Annotated in this window: 13 protein-coding genes and 2 tRNA genes; 7 read left to right on the top strand and 8 right to left on the bottom strand. The window is 69.3% G+C overall.

Features of this window, described 5'->3' with window-relative positions; genetic code table 11:
- Positions 1-163 precede the first annotated feature (163 nt).
- From GXY15_01930 to GXY15_01920, 3 genes are read left to right on the top strand one after another with little or no spacing between them, the layout of a single operon-like run.
- Positions 164-1,675 carry an aminotransferase class III-fold pyridoxal phosphate-dependent enzyme gene (locus GXY15_01930; protein ID NLV39970.1) on the top strand — a complete coding sequence of 504 codons (1,512 nt, stop codon included), beginning with the start codon at positions 164-166 and terminating at the stop codon, positions 1,673-1,675.
- The gene (locus GXY15_01925) at positions 1,672-2,325 is read left to right on the top strand and encodes a class II aldolase/adducin family protein (protein ID NLV39969.1); all 654 of its coding nucleotides are present in this window, start codon (positions 1,672-1,674) and stop codon (positions 2,323-2,325) included. Before GXY15_01930 ends, GXY15_01925 begins: the two co-directional genes overlap by 4 nt.
- A gap of 5 nt (positions 2,326-2,330) precedes the next feature.
- Positions 2,331-3,935, top strand: a complete 1,605-nt coding sequence (locus GXY15_01920) for a carbohydrate kinase (protein ID NLV39968.1) — start codon at positions 2,331-2,333, stop codon at positions 3,933-3,935.
- 42 nt (positions 3,936-3,977) lie between these two features.
- Here GXY15_01920 and GXY15_01915 read toward each other — a convergent pair whose 3' ends face one another.
- The 3 genes from GXY15_01915 to GXY15_01905 form a co-directional block, all read right to left on the bottom strand.
- Positions 3,978-4,838, bottom strand: a complete 861-nt coding sequence (locus GXY15_01915) for a DUF89 family protein (protein NLV39967.1) — start codon at positions 4,836-4,838, stop codon at positions 3,978-3,980.
- Positions 4,839-4,869: 31 nt separating this feature from the next.
- Positions 4,870-5,169, bottom strand: coding sequence for a hypothetical protein (locus tag GXY15_01910; protein NLV39966.1), 300 nt, complete (start codon positions 5,167-5,169; stop codon positions 4,870-4,872).
- A gap of 292 nt (positions 5,170-5,461) precedes the next feature.
- Positions 5,462-6,424, bottom strand: coding sequence for a DUF1559 domain-containing protein (locus tag GXY15_01905; protein NLV39965.1), 963 nt, complete (start codon positions 6,422-6,424; stop codon positions 5,462-5,464).
- Between the two features lie 263 nt (positions 6,425-6,687).
- On the opposite strand from GXY15_01905, the gene GXY15_01900 reads away from it, so the two are divergent.
- The 3 genes from GXY15_01900 to GXY15_01890 all read left to right on the top strand — a co-directional run bounded on the left by GXY15_01900 (position 6,688) and on the right by GXY15_01890 (position 8,597).
- Positions 6,688-6,765, top strand: a tRNA-Val gene (locus GXY15_01900).
- Between the two features lie 176 nt (positions 6,766-6,941).
- A tRNA-Pro gene (locus tag GXY15_01895) sits at positions 6,942-7,019 on the top strand.
- 126 nt (positions 7,020-7,145) lie between these two features.
- The gene (locus GXY15_01890; GenBank protein ID NLV39964.1) at positions 7,146-8,597 is read left to right on the top strand and encodes a beta-lactamase family protein; all 1,452 of its coding nucleotides are present in this window, start codon (positions 7,146-7,148) and stop codon (positions 8,595-8,597) included.
- 298 nt (positions 8,598-8,895) lie between these two features.
- Here the strand turns inward: GXY15_01890 and GXY15_01885 are convergent, their stop codons facing one another.
- Positions 8,896-10,281 (bottom strand): hypothetical protein, encoded by a 1,386-nt coding sequence (locus tag GXY15_01885; GenBank protein NLV39963.1) that lies wholly within the window; start codon positions 10,279-10,281, stop codon positions 8,896-8,898.
- 278 nt (positions 10,282-10,559) lie between these two features.
- Here GXY15_01885 and GXY15_01880 point away from each other — a divergent pair, with 278 nt between their 5' ends.
- The gene (locus GXY15_01880) at positions 10,560-11,414 is read left to right on the top strand and encodes a hypothetical protein (GenBank protein ID NLV39962.1); all 855 of its coding nucleotides are present in this window, start codon (positions 10,560-10,562) and stop codon (positions 11,412-11,414) included.
- Here the strand turns inward: GXY15_01880 and rlmB are convergent.
- The 4 genes from rlmB to metG form a co-directional block, all read right to left on the bottom strand.
- Entirely contained in the window at positions 11,411-12,142 is a 732-nt protein-coding gene (gene rlmB, locus GXY15_01875; protein NLV39961.1) for a 23S rRNA (guanosine(2251)-2'-O)-methyltransferase RlmB, read from the bottom strand. The genes GXY15_01880 and rlmB overlap by 4 nt on opposite strands.
- Complete coding sequence (locus GXY15_01870) at positions 12,139-12,579, bottom strand: hypothetical protein (protein NLV39960.1); 441 nt, start codon at positions 12,577-12,579, stop codon at positions 12,139-12,141. Before GXY15_01870 ends, rlmB begins: the two co-directional genes overlap by 4 nt.
- Positions 12,580-12,639: 60 nt before the next feature.
- Positions 12,640-12,990, bottom strand: coding sequence for a hypothetical protein (locus tag GXY15_01865; protein ID NLV39959.1), 351 nt, complete (start codon positions 12,988-12,990; stop codon positions 12,640-12,642).
- Between the two features lie 68 nt (positions 12,991-13,058).
- On the bottom strand, positions 13,059-14,810 hold the full coding sequence (gene metG, locus GXY15_01860; GenBank protein ID NLV39958.1) for a methionine--tRNA ligase: 1,752 nt from the start codon (positions 14,808-14,810) through the stop codon (positions 13,059-13,061).
- Between the last annotated feature and the right edge of the window lie 602 nt (positions 14,811-15,412).

Genomic DNA, 15,412 nt, shown 5'->3' with positions numbered 1-15,412 from the left:
GGCGGCGGCCTGGCCTGGGCTATAGGCGGATGTCCCGTTGGGACAACAAAGACAGAATCACATAACCAAGGGACGTCCATGCCGCTCGCAGGCGTTTCTCGAGGGACATTTTAGTGCGATTGCCCTGGGGGGGGCGTTGTAATGGGCGGCCGCAGCCCCTATAATGGTCGCACCAATCGCGGACGCCAACCGATCGGAGTGCAGCGCCATGTCATACGCCATCTCGGAATACCCGGACGCCGGAAAAATCTACGGACAGATTGACGCCCTCATGAAGCAGCCCCCCGTCACGCTCAAGCGCGACGCCATGAAGGGCTGGCTCGACCGCCTCGACCGCCAGTGCCCGAAATCGCGCGCCCTGGTCGAGGAGGCCAAGCAGTTCATCCCCGGCGGCGTGCAGCACAACCTGTCGTTCAACTACCCCTTCCCTCTGGTGATGGACCGCGCCGAGGGGGCCTATCTGTACGACGTGGACGGCAACCAGTACATTGACTTCCTCCAGGCGGGCGGGCCGACGGTGCTGGGGTCGAACCCGCCGGCGGTGCTGGAGCCGGTCATGGAGCTGCTGCGCAAGTGCGGCCCCGTGACGGGGCTCTTCCACGAGTTCGAGCTGAAGATCGCGCGGGAGATCAACCACCACATGCCCGCCGTGGAGATGTTCCGCATGCTGGGCAGCGGCACGGAGGCGGTGATGGCGGCGGTGCGCGTGGCCCGGCTGGCCACGGGCAAAAAGCGGGTCATCAAGATCGGCGGCGCGTACCACGGCTGGTCGGACCAGATGGTGTACAGCCTGAAGATCCCGAAGTCCGGCCGCTTCGAGGCCCACGGCATCCCCCGGTCCTGCGTGAAGTACACGCACGAGGCCGCGCCGAACGACCTGGACAGCCTCGAGCGGGTGCTGTTCTGCAACCGCCTGCGCGGCGGCACGGCGGCGGTGCTCATCGAGCCCGTCGGCCCGGAAAGCGGCACGCGGCCCGTGGACAGGGAGTACAACGCGGGCGTGCGGCGGCTGTGCGACAAGTACCGCGCCCTGCTGATCTTCGACGAGGTGGTCACGGGGTTCCGCATCGGCCTGGGCGGCGCGCAGGGCTATTTCAACGTGCGGCCCGACCTGACGGTCTTCGGCAAGGTGGTGGCGGGGGGCTATCCCGCCGCGGGCGGCGTGGGCGGCCGGCGCGACCTGATCCTGCGCATGGCGGCGGGGCTCGAGAGCGGGAAGAAGCGGGCCTACGTCGGCGGCACGCTGGCGGCGAACCCCCTGAGCGCGGCGGCGGGCTACTTCGCCATCCAGGAGATTGCGCGCACCAACGCGTGCGCCGTGGCGGGCCGCGCGGGCGACCGGCTCACGAAGGGCCTTCAGAAGATCATCCAGGACAACGGGCTCCCCTTCGCGGCGTACAACCAGGGGTCCATCTGCCACCTGGAGACCGTGGCGGCCATGTTCATCGAGCTGAACTACCTGCGCATCCTGAGCGTGCTGAAGGAGATCAAGACCCGCAAGCACGCCATGGAGGAGTACGGCGCGGCCTACGCCGCCGAGGGGCTGGTCACGCTGGCGGGCAGCCGCCTCTACACCAGCGCGGCGGACACGGACGAGGTGGTTGACGACGCCCTCGCGCGCTTTGGGCGCGTGCTGGCGCAGGCGGACGTTTCGGCGAAGGGAGCAACGACATGAGCGACATCGGCGCGGCAAGGGAGGCGGTCCGGCAGATGGGCCTGCGGCTCGTGGAGACGGGCCTGGTCGTGGGCACCTGGGGCAATGTGAGCGTCCGCGTGGGCGACAAGATGGTGGTCACGCCCAGCGGCGCGGACTACGCCGCCCTCGCGGCGGAGGACATGCCGGTGGTGGACCTCGCCACGGGGGAATGGGAGGGGCCCAAGCCCTCCAGCGAGCGCGACCTGCACCGCACGGTCTACCTGGAGCGCAGGGAGATCAACGCGGTCATCCACGCGCACTCGCCCAACGCCTCCACGCTGGCCGCCGCGCGGCGGGAGCTGCCGCCGATCCTGGACGACGTCGCCCAGCTCATCGGCCCCAGCGTGCGCGTGGCGGACTACGCCCTGCCGAGCACGAAAAAGATTGTCCGCGTGACCATGAAGGCCCTCCAGGGGCGCATGGCGGCGCTCATGGCGAACCACGGCGCGGTCTGCCTGGGCCGCTCGCTGGACGAGGCGCTGCTGTGCTGCCAGGTGCTGGAGAAGGGCTGCAAGGCCTTCATCGAGGCGGAGTTCCTCGGCGGCGCGAAGGGCATCAACAAGTTTGAGGCGTGGGTCATGCACCAGGTCTTCCTGAAAAAATACTCCAAGCAGTGGGAGAAAAAGTGACCCCGATGGACGCCCCCCTCGTCATCGGCTACGATGTCGGCACGACGGGCGCGAAGACCTGCCTTTTCCGCCTGGGGGAACGCCTGGAGCTGCTGGGCCGCGCCGTGCGCGAGTACCCCCTCCACATCACCCCCGAAGGCGGGTCGGAGCAGGACCCCGACGACTGGTGGCGCGCCCTGGCCGAGGGCACCGCGGCGGTCCTGCGGGACTGCGGCGTCCCCCCGGCCGCCGTGCGCGCCGTCTCCTTCTCGGCCGGCATGCAGAGCTTCGTGCCCGTGGACGCGTCGGGCCGCGCCCTGCGGCGGGGCATGACCTACATGGACCAGCGCGGCGGCGCGCAGTGCGCCCGCATCCTGCGGCGCTTCCCCGCCGTGAGCGGCATTCACGCGCCCCTGCTCGCCGCGTCGCTCCCCCTGGCGGGCGGCGTGTCGGCGAGCGTGAAGGACCCCGTCTGGAAGTACCTGTGGATGCGCGAGTGCGAGCCGGAGCTCTTCGCGCGGCTGGCGTGGTGGCTCGACATCCGCGACTACCTCGCCCTGCGCTGCACGGGCCGCCCCGCCATGACGGACGACGGCGCCCACGCCACCTTCCTCTACGACACGCGCGGGGGCGGCCGCGGCTGGAGCGGCCTGCTCTGCCGGATGCACGGCGTGAACCCGGCGCACCTGCCCCCGGTGGTGAAGGCGGCGGAGACGGCGGGCGCCCTCACGGCGGAGGCGGCCCGCGACCTCGGCCTGGAGCCGGGCATCGCCGTGGTGAACGGCGGCGGCGACCTGACCATGCAGGCCCTGGGCGCGGGGTGCGTGGAGCCCGGGGACACGCACGTCTACATCGGCACCTCCGGGTGGGTGGCCGCCGTGCTCACGCGCCGCACCCTGGACATCACGCACTTCATGGCGTCCATCCTCGGCGCGCGGCCGGGCCACTACAACTACATCGGCGAGCAGGAAACCTCGGGCAAGTGCCTGGAGTGGGTGCGCGACCACATCGCCCTCGACGAGATCGGGGTCTACCTCTCCAAGCGTCCCATGACCGAGGACCCCGACACGCGCCACACCACGCTGCTGGAGTACCTCGGACAGGTGGTCGGCGAGGCCCCGCCCGGCGCGGGCGGCGTGATCTTCACCCCCTGGCTCCACGGCAACCGGTCTCCCTTCGAGGACCCCAACGCGCGCGGCATGTTCTTTAACCTCAGCCTGGACACGGGAAAGCGGAGGCTCATCCGCGCGGTGGTCGAGGGCATCCTCTACCAGAAACGCTGGTATCTGGAGTGCATGGCGCGGAAGTTCCCCATCAACGACCCGCTGCGCTTCGTGGGCGGCGGCGCGCTCTCGTCCGTCACGGCGCAAATGCTCGCCGACATCACGGGCCGCACCGTCGCCGTGGTGGAGAACCCGCAGAACGCCGGCGCCGCGGGCGCCGCCGCCTGCTGCGGCCTGGCCCTGGGCGTCTACCCCGACTTCCCGGCGGTCGCCCGGTCCGTGCGGATCACGCGCACCCACACGCCCGACCCGACTCACCGCGCGGTCTACGACCGCAACTACGCGGTGTTCAAACGGCTCCACGCCGACAACCGGAAGAGTTTCGCGCGGCTCAACGGCAACGGCTGACCTGTCGGACAGGTCCGACTTGTCCGACCGGTCTGACAACTTTTAGTTTTTCCCGGGCTCGCGCATCAGCAGGTGGGTGTTCAGGGGTTTTCCCACTTCCCGGGCGACGACGGCGCATTTCGCCTTGAAGAGGTACCACACGGGGCGGCCGCAGCCGATGAGGGTCTCGAAGTTTCCCTGGCCCTTGGCGATGAGGAGGTCGGCGTTCTCGAAGGCCGCGCGGAAGGCGTCGCTGCACTCCTCAATCACCGTGCCGGGCGCGTCGGACCCGTTGTCCATGAGGCGGGCCAGCTCGTGGAGCCCCGCCTCGCGGGCGTCCTTCAGCGTGGCGTCGTTGAGCACGGGCAGGCCGCGCACGGCCACGGTGACCCGGCCCGCCGGCAGGCGCTTGAGCAGGGGCCGGTCAAAGTAGATCTCCCCCGCGTTGTCGGCGAGGTAGAGGATGTCGCGGGCGGCGTCAATCTCCCGCCGGAAGGCGTCCGAGTCGCCGTCGAGGGGGGTGGCGAGGGCCTGCTCCAGGCTTGCGCGGATGTGCGCCTCGGACAGGTGGAGGTTGGGGCCCAGGTCAATGATGTTCCCCGCGATGGCCAGGCGGACCGCCATGTTGAACGGGTCGGCCGCGGCGTCCAGCTCCGCCTCGAGCGCGGGCAGCAGCTCCGCGGCGAGGGCGTTAAACCGCTCCTTGGCGGGGCCGTAGGGGTCGCCGTTGCCCGTCAGCTCGCGCAGGCGGCGGTGGATGCGCTGGGCCATGAGGGGCGGCCGGATGGACAGGTCCATGGCGGCGGTGGTTTGCAGCACCTCGCGCACGATGCGCTCGTGGACCGCCGGGTCGTCGGTGAAGAGGCGGGAGGCGTCGAGCGCGCTGCGCACCAGGCAGGGGATGCAGTCAAGGGCGGTGTTCATCGTTTGGGCAAATCCTTTCGCGGGGGGAAAATCAGGGGGTGGGGCCGGTGTCGCGGAGCCTGCGCCACAGGGTGTTGCGGCCGATGCCCAGCACGCGGGCGGCCTCGGCGCGGTTGCCGTGGCACAGCCGGAGCACCCGCACGATATGGCGGCGCTCCGCGGCCGCCAGGGACAGGTCCTCGCCCGGCGCGGGCGTGTCCGGGTCCGCCGTGCGGCCGGTCACGGCGCGCCGCACGAGCGCGGTGGCCTCGCCGGGCACCAGCGGCAGGTGGATGATCCCCGCCGCGCCCGCGGCCACGGCCGCAGCCGCCTCCGGCAGCCCGGCGGGCATGGCCACCACCAGCGCGGGGAGGGCCGCGGCGGCCTCCACGGCATGGCGCGGCGTGTCGGTGACGAGGACATCCCCCCCGTCATGGCACACGGCGTGCCCGGCGGCGCGCAGGAGGGCCTCCAGGGTCAGCCGGGTCAAAGGATCGGCGATGTCAAGCCGCACGGTGGACATGGGCGCTACCATACGCCGCGGCCGCCGGGGGAGTCAACGGCACGCATCCGGCCACAAAGGAACCGGCGGCCGGAACACTGTGTTCCGGCCGCCGGCAAAAAGGCGGGAGGGGCGCGGCGCGTCAGCCGGCGATGATGCCCGCGAACAGCGGGCTCACGGGCCACACGTTCGGGTAGCGCAGGAACTCGACATGGCCGTCCATGAACAGCACGTTCGAGCCGCCCGGCAGGTGGTTGAACTGCATGTCGTCCTTGCCGGTCTTGGAGTTGACCCAGTCGCTCATGACGCTGAGGGTGCTCTGCGCCATGTTGCTCGCGCCGGGATTGTTGATGTCCGTGATGAAGAAGCGCTCGATGCCCTCGCGCAGGCGGTACACCGTCACGCTGCCGGCGTCGATGTCCTCGTCCAGCGGGTCGAGGGCGTCCAGCGCCGGGTCGTTCATGCGCGTCATCATTTGCTGAATCGCCGCGGAAAACGACTGCATCACGGTGGAGTCAATGCCCTTGGCGATGAAGTAGGCCACCGCATCGTTGAGCAGGGCCATCTGCCCCCCCCCGGTGTTCGGGAAGATGTGCGGGTCGTCCGTGATGCCCGGGTACTGCAGCGCCCAGCCCATGTAGAAGTAGCTGGCATTGTCGTTGTCATACTCGCAGGGGTAGAACTCCTTGTTGGGGACGCCGGTCGTGTTGACCATGCCGCTGCCGCCCCACACCATCGCCATGTTGTCCGCCTCGTCAAACACCGTCGCCACGTCCGTCCCGTCCGGGTCGGAGGGGCACAGCGTCGCCTCGGGATCGCTCAGGTACTCGGGGAACACCTGCATCATGTTCAGCACGAAGGAGGGGTCCGTGCCCGTCGCAAATGCGTCCTGACACGAGAAGATGTCAATCGTGGGGAACGAGCCCTTGGCCTCATTCGCGTACATCTTCAGGGTGAGCCCGAGCTGTTTCAGGTTGTTCTGGCAGCTTGCCCGCCGTGCCGACTCGCGCGCGCGCGCCAGCGCCGGCAGCAGGATCGCCGCCAGGATGCCGATGATCGCGATGACCACCAGCAGCTCAATCAAGGTAAATCCACGTCTGCGCATGATGTGCCACTCCATGTTTCCGGGCGAAGCCCGAAGGGGTTGGATGCCTTTTCAGAATGCCTCCGGGGCACCCTGACAACTAAACTGTAACCAATCTCCGCGTTTTTGTCAAGAGTATCGTGACCGGCAGGCCAAAAAGGGAGGGGGCGGGCTGCCGGGCGCCGCCGCCGGGAGTGCGGCCAACTGCCGGGCTTGCACGGGGTTCCCGCCACATTATTGACAGGTTCCCGCGGGATTTGCTACGATAGGGCCGCTGAAAACACGGGCGATTAGCTCAGTTTGGTTAGAGCGCCACGTTGACATCGTGGAGGTCGATGGTTCGAGCCCATTATCGCCCACCATTTTTTCCGCTGTTCCGGCCCGGAACCCCGAAGGTTCCGGGCCGGTTTGCTTTTCTGAAGCGGAACCCCGGCGGCGGGCCGCGCGCGACCGGGACACCCCGCGCGCGCCGCCGCCCAGGCTCCCCCGCGAAAAACTTGCCCCGCCGCCGCCGCATGGGCTACCATGTGCGCACAGTCGGGGTGTAGCGCAGTCCGGTTAGCGCGCTTCGTTCGGGACGAAGAGGCCGGAGGTTCAAATCCTCTCACCCCGACCAGTTTTTCCTCCCTCCCCCCTTCTTTCCCCCCCCGTTCCTCTTTTCCGGACCCTTCTGTCTTCGCGGCTTTGAGCCGTTTCGCGGTGCCGTGGTAGAATGCCGAAACGGGATGGAGGTCTCCGGGCCGTGGCGCAGGTGTCCGCCTATCTGGTCTTTCTCGCGGTTGCGGCGCTGGTCCTGGCGGCCGGCGCGGCGCAGACCCTGTTTCCCGGCCTGCTCGCCCGGCTGTCGCTGACCCGCCTGCTGCAGCGCGTTTCGGGCTTCCTGCGGCGGAGGCCCGCGAAACCCGTGCCGCGCTGGCTGGTGCGGTGGACCCGGATCGAGGGGGTCCTGCTGCTGGCGCTGGGCGCGGTGTGGCTGGCGAACCTGCATCCGCAGGTCCGCCTGCTCCCGCGGCCGCCGTATGACCCCGCAGTCCACCGGTGGCAGGCGGAGCTTCCCGACGGCACGGGACTGGAGCGGCGGGAGATCGGGATCCTGACGGAGGTTGTGCGGTCCTGGGCGGCGCGGGAGCGCGCGGTGGGCTGCGTCGGCATGTGCGTCGGGGTGGTCCATGGGGACAGGGGGTATTTCCTCGGTGTGGGGCGGACGCATGCCGGAGACGCCGCCCCGCCGGACGCCGACACGGTGTTTGAGATCGGCTCCATCACCAAGACCTTCACGGGCGCGGCCCTCGCGGCGCTGCTGGAGGACGGCGCGGCGGGGCTGGACGACCCTGTGGCGGCGCTGCTGCCCGGATGGGTGATCCCGGAAAAGGACGGGCGCCGGATCACGCTGAGGGACCTGGCCACGCACCGCTCGGGGCTGCCGCGGATGCCGGACATGCCGATGCCCGGCGCGGTGGCGGACCTCCTGCTGATGCGCCGGACCGAGGACCCCTACCGCAACGGCACGGCGGAGTGGGTGCGGGGGTATCTCGCGGAATATGCGCTGCCGCGCGCGCCGGGGGACGCGGACGAGTATTCCAACCTCGCCATGGGCCTGCTCGGCCATGCCCTCGCGCAGCAGGCGGGGCTGCCCTACGGGGAGCTGGTCCGGCGGCGCGTGCTTGCCCCGCTGGGCATGACGGACACCGCCGTCACCCTGGACCCCGGCCAGGCCGGGCGGCTGGCCCAGGGGTACATCGGCCCCCTCGCCGTCGGCCCGTTCAGCCTCCTCTCCCCCATGCCGCCCTGGACCTTTGCCGACGGGTTTCAGGGCTGCGGCGCCCTGAAGTCCACGGCGCGCGACCTGCTGAAATACCTGCGCGCGAACCTCCGCGCGCCCGAGGGCCCGCTGGGCCCGGTGTTGGAGCGTGTCCGGGAACCGCTGGCGGAGGTCTCCGGGCTCGACGGCTGCACCATCGGCCTGGCCCTGATGTCCATGCCCATCCGGGGCCTCGACGGCGGGATGTGCTGGCACAACGGCGGCACGGGCGGGTACAGCTCCTTCCTGGGCTTCTCCAGGAAGCATCAGGCGGGGGTCGTGATGCTCGCCACCGGCGCCTGCGACGAGGCCCTCGGCCATGACCTCCTCCGCGCGCTGGCCAATGACGGCGGCGGGGAAACCGCAAAAGCAACCACCGATGAACACCGATAAACACCGATGAGGGGGATGGAGGCCGGGGGCTGATGCGGCATCCTGCCGCGTTCACGTTCGCCTTGTTCCCCTCGTTCCCAAGTTTCACTTGCGAACGCGCTTGGCAGCGAAGCTCCGCTTCGCGATGGCGCCGAACGGGGGGGCTGTCTCGGAGAACCGGCGGAAAGGCAAAGCAAAGCTTTGCACACAAGCCCGTTCCCAAATGAAAGGTGGGAACGAGGGCAAAACCAAAGACAAGGCCGGCGGGACGCCGGCGCTACGGAACCGCGGCTCCGCCGGTCCGCTCTCTTCATTTCCCCTACGGCCCGACGCGCCCGGGGGTCTGGAAGTCTTCGGTCATGGTGACGGGGAGCTGGCAGACGTTTTCCCCGGTGATGTCGCAGAAGTAGAGGCGGGAGTCGGAGGGCTGGCGGCCGTGGCCGTCGGCCCAGAAGGCGTAGAAGCCGGGGTTGGCGTTGAGGGGGCGGCGGGCGTGGCCGTGGTTGTATTCGCTGTGGGCCGTGAGGACGCGTTCGCGGGTCCAGGTGTCGCCGTCGCGGCTGGACCACAGGGCGATCTCGCCGCCGGGGTTGTAGGCCTGGGGGCCGGGCTCGGTGGGGCCGATGATGCGCCAGACGCCGTCGGGGCCGGTGTAGAGGCTGCCGGAGTCGTAGTTGTTGTCCGACACGGCGACGTCGGCGGTCTTCCACGCCTCCCCGGTCCACCGGACGACGCGCCAGGTGTGGGGGTCGTTCTGCGGGCCGGGCTGCCAGCCGCGGCTGGTGACGATGAGGACGGCGGGCCGCCCGTCGGCGTCGTAGGTGAGGTCTTTGACGTAGACGAGGAGGCCCTCGGCCTCGAAGTCGTGGACGAGGGCGGGGTTCTTCGCCTCCGTGAGGGGCACGGTGAGGGGCTCGCCGGACACGGTGCGCCAGGTGCGCCCCAAGTCCCCGGTCTCCATGTAATAAAGGTTGGTGCGGAAGTTGAGGCCCTTCTTGGGCGGGTGGTAGTCGAAGGCCGTGCCGACGCGCTTCCCGCAGGGCCAGCTCACCTGGTAGTGCCCCTCGGCGATGTGGGCGATGGACTGCGGCTCGGACCAGGTCCGGCCGTCGGGGCTGGCGGCGCAGAAGAGGCCGCGGCCCTGCGCGTAGCGGGTGTGCAGGAACAGAAAGCCCTCCCCGGCGATGTGCCATGGCTGGGGATAGGAGAAGTTGGTTTCCAGCACGCGCTCGAACGCGCCGATGTCGTGGGGCTTCTCGCTGCGGAAGACATACGACGGGCGCGAGGTGCCGTGGGAGCTGGCGAAGACCCAGAGGTGCCCGTCCCCGTCGAGGGAGATCACCGGGTTGTCGTGGGCGTCGTCGGTCTTCTTGTCCATCAGGATGACCGGGCGCGGCACCTTGCCCGTGGCGTGGTCGTAGTACGAGACCATCTCCAGCAGGGAGTTCCCGCCGGGCGCGACGCCGCCGTAGACGAAGAAGGTCTTGTTCACCGCCGGCGCGTGCACCGCCATGGGGATGTGCTTCATGCAGTAGGTGCCCAGCCCGCCGCTGTACTTGTAGGCGTACTCGTCCTTCGTGGGCTGGTTCATGTACCAGATGCCGCGGTAGCCGTCGGCGCGGGGCATCTCCTCCGCGCGGGCCGCCGCGCACCCCGCCGCCGCGGCAACCGCCGCACCGATCATCACCCGCGCAAGACACCGCATGGCCGCCTCCTTTCCCGTTGGATTTGGCTCCACTCTATCCCCCGCCGGTACGCCGGGGCAACCCGTGCGGCCCCCCCCGCGCCACCACTCCGTCCCCGTTCCGGCATTTTCCTTGACAGGCCGGAAGAACCCCATTATGATTACCGCGAGGGGTTGCCCTCATTGTTGTCAAGTGGCCGGGGCGATCGGACGGCCGTTGGCGGTTCTCCTTTGCGTTCCCGCAAGGGCAATGCATCCCGCAACGTGTCCGGCCCGTCCCGGCAGAAAGGGCGGATGCCATGAGCAAGCGGTCTGGGCAGTGGGTGATGGGGTGTCTTGTGGCGGTGGCGGTGCTGGCGGGGGCCGAGACGGCCCCGCAGGCGCCCGCGGAGGCGTCGCCCCAGGCAAAGGCGGCCGTGGCGTCCTTCATGCAGGGGCCGTCGGTTTTCATCGAGAACGCCGGACAGTGGGGCGCGCCGGAGATCCGCTTCGCCCTCGACGGCCAGGGTGCGAATGTCGGCCTGACGGACCGCGGGCCGAAATTCCAGCTTTTCCGCGAGCTGCCCCGGCCTGCGGCCGAACCGGCGGCCGAACCGGCGGCCGATCCCGCCGCCCCGCCGGACGCGAAGGACCGCGCCCCCGCACCCCGCGAAATGCACGCCTTCTCCCTGCTCTTTGACGGCGCGGCGGCCGTCAGCCCCGAGGGCCGCGGCCTCTCCGGGCGCACCTACAACTACAACGTCGGGCCCGTGGAGAACCACCGGGCCGGCGTGCCCTCCTACGAGTCCGTCTGGTATCCCTCTCTGTGGCCCGGCGTGGACCTCGAGGTCACGGGCCGCCGCACGGGCGTCAAGTACACCTTCCACATCGCCCCCGGGGCCGACTGGCGCCCCGTCGCCCTGCGCTACGACGGCGTCCAGGGCCTGTCCCTGCGCGATGACGGCACCCTCGAAATCAGGGTTAAGGAGGGCTGGGAGCCCCTGATGGACGCCGCCCCCCTCGTCTATCAGGAGGTCAACGGCGAAAAGCGGCCCGTCGCGGCCGCGTTCCGCCTGGTGGACGGCCAAACCTACGGCTTCGACATCACCGGCGCCCACGACCCCGCCCTCCCCCTCATCATTGACCCCGAAATCGCATGGGGCACCCCCCGTTAGGCAGGACGGCGTCTCCGGCACTCGGCGAGGGCGATGGCGGCGCTGACGGAGGCGTTGAGGCTGGAAATCGCCCCGGCCATGGGGATGGAGACGATGAAGTCGCAGCGGTCACGGACGAGGCGGCGGATGCCGTCGCCCTCGTTGCCCACGACGACCAGGGAGCGCCCCGTGAGGTCGGCGTCCCAGAGCGTCTTCTGCCCGCCCGCGTCCAGCGCGGCCGCCCAGAACCCCGCCTTCTGCATCCCCTCCACGGCGCGGGCGAGATTGGTCACCTGCACGAGGTCCACATGCTCCACCCCGCCCGCGGCGGCCTTGACCGCGGCGGGGGACAGGGGCGCGGCGCGGTCCTTGCCGAAGAGCACGCCCGCGGCGCCGAAGGCGGCGGCGGAGCGGATGACGGCGCCGAAGTTCTGGGGGTCCTCCACGCAGTCCAGCAGGACGGCGAAGGCGTCCGGCTCGGGGTGGCGCTCCAGCCAGGTCTCCAGGTCAAAGACCTCCGGGGGCGCGGCGCGCAGCACCACGCCCTGGTGGTTTCCCCCGGCGGCGAGCCGGTCCAGGCCGGCGCGGTCGGTCTCCTCCACGGGGACGCCGGCGGCGGCGGAGACGATCTCATCGAGGCCGCGCGCGGCCGAGGCGAGGATGTAGAGCCGCCGGGGCGGACGCCGCCGGGCGCGCAGGCACTCCAGCACGGGGATTCTGCCGAAGACGATGCCGGGGTCGGCGCTCAAGGAAGTTCGTTGACCTCCTTGAGCTTGGCGGCTCGCAGGGCCAGGTTGTCGTCCACGGGCACGCGCTCGTCAATGTTGTGGGCGTGGTTGGCGATGAGCATCTGAAGGATGTTGTAGCTGTCCTGGAAGCGGTTCATGTGCTCCAGGCACCGGGCGAGGGAGTACTGGTTGTTCCAGTAGTTCACCCCGTTCGTGCCGTAGCGGTCCAGGGCAAGCTGGTACACCGTGGCTGCGGGCGCGTAGCGGAAGGTCATGAGCAGATACCCGCCGACCCGGCTGAGGCCCGCCTCGTCCACCTTGTCCTGGGCGGCGTCCTGCCCGGGGGTGGCGGTGGTGAACTTCTTCACCATGTAGTTGACCCCCGCGCTGGAGCCCAGCCAGCCCACGCCCACGACAACCAGAATGATGATCGGCCACTTCAGTCTGCTCAGGTCCATGATCCGGTTCCTTTCAGATGATTACCAGCCGTTTCCCCGGCGCGGACACCCCCCGCGCCGCTAGATGCCGAGCCAGCCCCGCACGGTCCAGGCGATGTCCGCCAGCACGGGGATTTCGAACATGATCGAGACGACGCCGAGGGCCAGCAGCGCGACGAGGGCGACCAGCAGGCCGCCCACCATTTTGCTGAGCCGGTGCATGATGCCCAGCCCCTCTTTCCGGGAGACCCCCAAATCCTTCGCGCGGTCCATGAACGCGCCGTACTTCTCGGCGCACTCCTGCGAGCAGAACTGCCCGCCGCGCCCGGAGACGGCGCAGGCCTTGCAGACGCCGGTGCCGCACTGGCGGCAGCGGGCAACGGCCTCGTGGCTCGGGTGGTTCACGCACCAGGTTTGCATGGGGGCGGGCATGACAGCACCTCCTTGACGGGTCCGGACAACGCCGCTTGCGCGCGGTTTATTTCAGTCTACCACTTTTTCTACCGTGCAAGGCCCTTTTCGTGCAACTCCGCGAGTTCGGCGATGCGGTCCTTGTCGAGTTTGGGGAAAAGCACCTGCGGCGGGGCCAGCGGGTGCCCGGCGGGCAGGCGGGTGATGATCTCCGCCCAGCCGTCCGGCCCGCCGTCGGGGCCGCCCTCCGGCGGCGCGATGCCCAGGGTTCCCGCCAGGGTCCGCGCGCCGTCGGGGAGGAAGGGGGCCATGAGGCCGCACAGGGCCCGGACCACCTGGCAGCAGACGTGCAGGGTGGTACCCGTGCGGGGGAGGTCGGTCTTGCGGGTGACCCAGGGCTGGCGCGCGTCGAAATAGACGTTCGCCTTGCGGCCCAGGTCCACCATGCGCTCGATGCCCTGGCGGAACCGGAAGCCCTCCAGCGACTCGGCGACCAGGTCCGCGTGCTCGCCGACGGCGTCGAGCATGGCGATGTCGTCCGCCTCCAGCTCGCCGGCCTCCGGCACCTTCCCGTCGAAATTCTTGACGGTCATGGTGAGCGACCGGTGGACGAAGTTGCCCACCACGTCGCACAGCTCGCCGTTGTAGCGGTTCATGAAGTCGTCCCAGTCGAAGTCCGCGTCCTTGGACTCCGGGGCGACGGCGCACAGGTAGTAGCGGAGGCTGTCGGCGCTGAAATGCTCCAGCGCCCAGTCCACGCTGATCATGTTGCCCCTGGACTTCGAGCCCTTCTCCGACTGGCCGGTGCGGCGGTTGAAGACGTTCAGGTACTCGTTCGCCACCACCTGGTCCGGGAGGATGTAGTCGCCCTGGCCCATGAGCATGGACGGGAAGATGACGGCGTGGAAGGGCACGTTGTCCTTGCCGATGAAGTGGACGAGGCGCGTCTCCGCGTCCTTCCACCAGGGGATCCAGGCGTCCGGGTCGCCGTGGCGGTCGAGGCCCCACTGGCGCGTGTTCGTGACATAGCCGATGGGCGCGTCAAACCACACATAGATGCGCTTGCCCGCCGCGTCCGGGTCGTCCAGCGGGATCGGAACGCCCCAGTCCAGGTCGCGGGTGATGCAGCGGGGGCGCAGGTCGCCGACCCATCCGCCGGCGATGCCGCGCACGTTGGCCCGCCACTCGGGGTGGGTCTCCAGCCAGGCGGCCAGTTTTTCGGCGAACTGCGGCAGGTCGAGGAACCAGTGGCGCGAGGCGCGCAGCTCCGGCGACGACGCGTCGCCGGGGATGTTGGACCGGGGGCTGACGAGGTCGCGGGCGGAATACTGCGCGCCGCAGGCCTCGCACTCGTCGCCGTTGGCGTCGGTGTAGCCGCACTTGGGGCAGGTGCCCTTCACATAGCGGTCCGGAAGGAACTTGTCGAGCTGGGGCGAGTACCACAGCTCCATCTCCTGCGCGGGGATCGCGCCCGCCGCGTGGAGTTTGCGGAAGAAGGCCTGTGTGGTGTCGGCGTGCAGGGGCCATGAGGTGCGCCCGTAGATGTCGTAGGAGATGCCCAGCCGCGCGAAGGCGCCGGCGTTCGCCGTGTGGTAGCGGTCAATCACCGCCTGCGGCGGGATGTTCTCCTTCAGCGCCGTGATCGTGATGGCCACGCCGAACTCGTCCGACCCGCCGACATAGAGGACCTTTTCGCCCCGCATCCGCTTGAAGCGGACATAGATGTCCGCGGGGAGGTAGGCCCCCGCGATGTGGCCGAGGTGGATGTAGCCGTTGGCGTAGGGCAGCGCGCTCGTCACCAGGGTCCGGGAAAAGCGCTTCGCCGGGATTTCGGTATTCATGGGAAAACGGGGCTCCAAGGGTGGTCGTTTCGGACGCCGTCATTGTACTGGATGCGGCCCCCGCCGTTCACGGGAGGGGATGCATCCCTGATCGCCGGATAAGAAACGGTCGTGGAGGTGTTTGAGGAAAAGCACGCACTGTGGATTCGCGCTGAAAGCGTCGGTGGCGCAGAAGGTGTTTATCCACCCATGAAATGAGGAGGGCTTGGGGCTTTCCGACAAGAGACTGCCACGTCGGCCGGGGCGGCCTCCTGCTAATGAAGTGGACGTATTCTTCCGCGCTCCAAGCTGCCGGTTGCTCTCTGCCACACGTGGAAATGGCCGAAAGCGAAAGTCTTGGGCATCCCGGAGGGATGCAAGACATTAGCCGGTGGTTGAGCGTCAGCGATACCACCGGACAGCAGCCCCCCCATTTCTTCAAGAACCCCGGCAGGGGTTCAGGACGCGTCGGCTCCCGCTGGCCCCGGAGTCCCGCACCCCTGCCGGGGTGCCAGAAAGGAAGAGGGGGCGCCGGTTCCCGGTGGTATCGCTTCGCTCACCCACCGGCTAATGGCCCTCACCCCTCCGGGGTGAAGAGGGAAAGGACACCCGTATCCATGGCT

The organism is Candidatus Hydrogenedentota bacterium (genome assembly GCA_012730045.1).
Lineage (GTDB): Bacteria > Hydrogenedentota > Hydrogenedentia > Hydrogenedentales > CAITNO01 > JAAYBR01.
This window is presented reverse-complemented; position numbering and strand designations above follow the sequence as displayed.

Bases quoted from the DNA above. Each gene is read 5' to 3' on its own strand.
- GXY15_01930 (NLV39970.1), top strand. From the start codon at position 164: ATGGTCGCACCAATCGCGGACGCCAACCGATCGGAGTGCAGCGCCATG.
- GXY15_01925 (NLV39969.1), top strand. From the start codon at position 1,672: ATGAGCGACATCGGCGCGGCAAGGGAGGCGGTCCGGCAGATGGGCCTG.
- GXY15_01920 (NLV39968.1), top strand. From the start codon at position 2,331: ATGGACGCCCCCCTCGTCATCGGCTACGATGTCGGCACGACGGGCGCG.
- GXY15_01915 (NLV39967.1), bottom strand. From the start codon at position 4,838: ATGAACACCGCCCTTGACTGCATCCCCTGCCTGGTGCGCAGCGCGCTC.
- GXY15_01910 (NLV39966.1), bottom strand. From the start codon at position 5,169: ATGCCCGCCGGGCTGCCGGAGGCGGCTGCGGCCGTGGCCGCGGGCGCG.
- GXY15_01905 (NLV39965.1), bottom strand. From the start codon at position 6,424: ATGCGCAGACGTGGATTTACCTTGATTGAGCTGCTGGTGGTCATCGCG.
- GXY15_01885 (NLV39963.1), bottom strand. From the start codon at position 10,281: ATGCGGTGTCTTGCGCGGGTGATGATCGGTGCGGCGGTTGCCGCGGCG.
- GXY15_01880 (NLV39962.1), top strand. From the start codon at position 10,560: ATGAGCAAGCGGTCTGGGCAGTGGGTGATGGGGTGTCTTGTGGCGGTG.
- GXY15_01870 (NLV39960.1), bottom strand. From the start codon at position 12,579: ATGGACCTGAGCAGACTGAAGTGGCCGATCATCATTCTGGTTGTCGTG.
- GXY15_01865 (NLV39959.1), bottom strand. From the start codon at position 12,990: ATGCCCGCCCCCATGCAAACCTGGTGCGTGAACCACCCGAGCCACGAG.
- metG (NLV39958.1), bottom strand. From the start codon at position 14,810: ATGAATACCGAAATCCCGGCGAAGCGCTTTTCCCGGACCCTGGTGACG.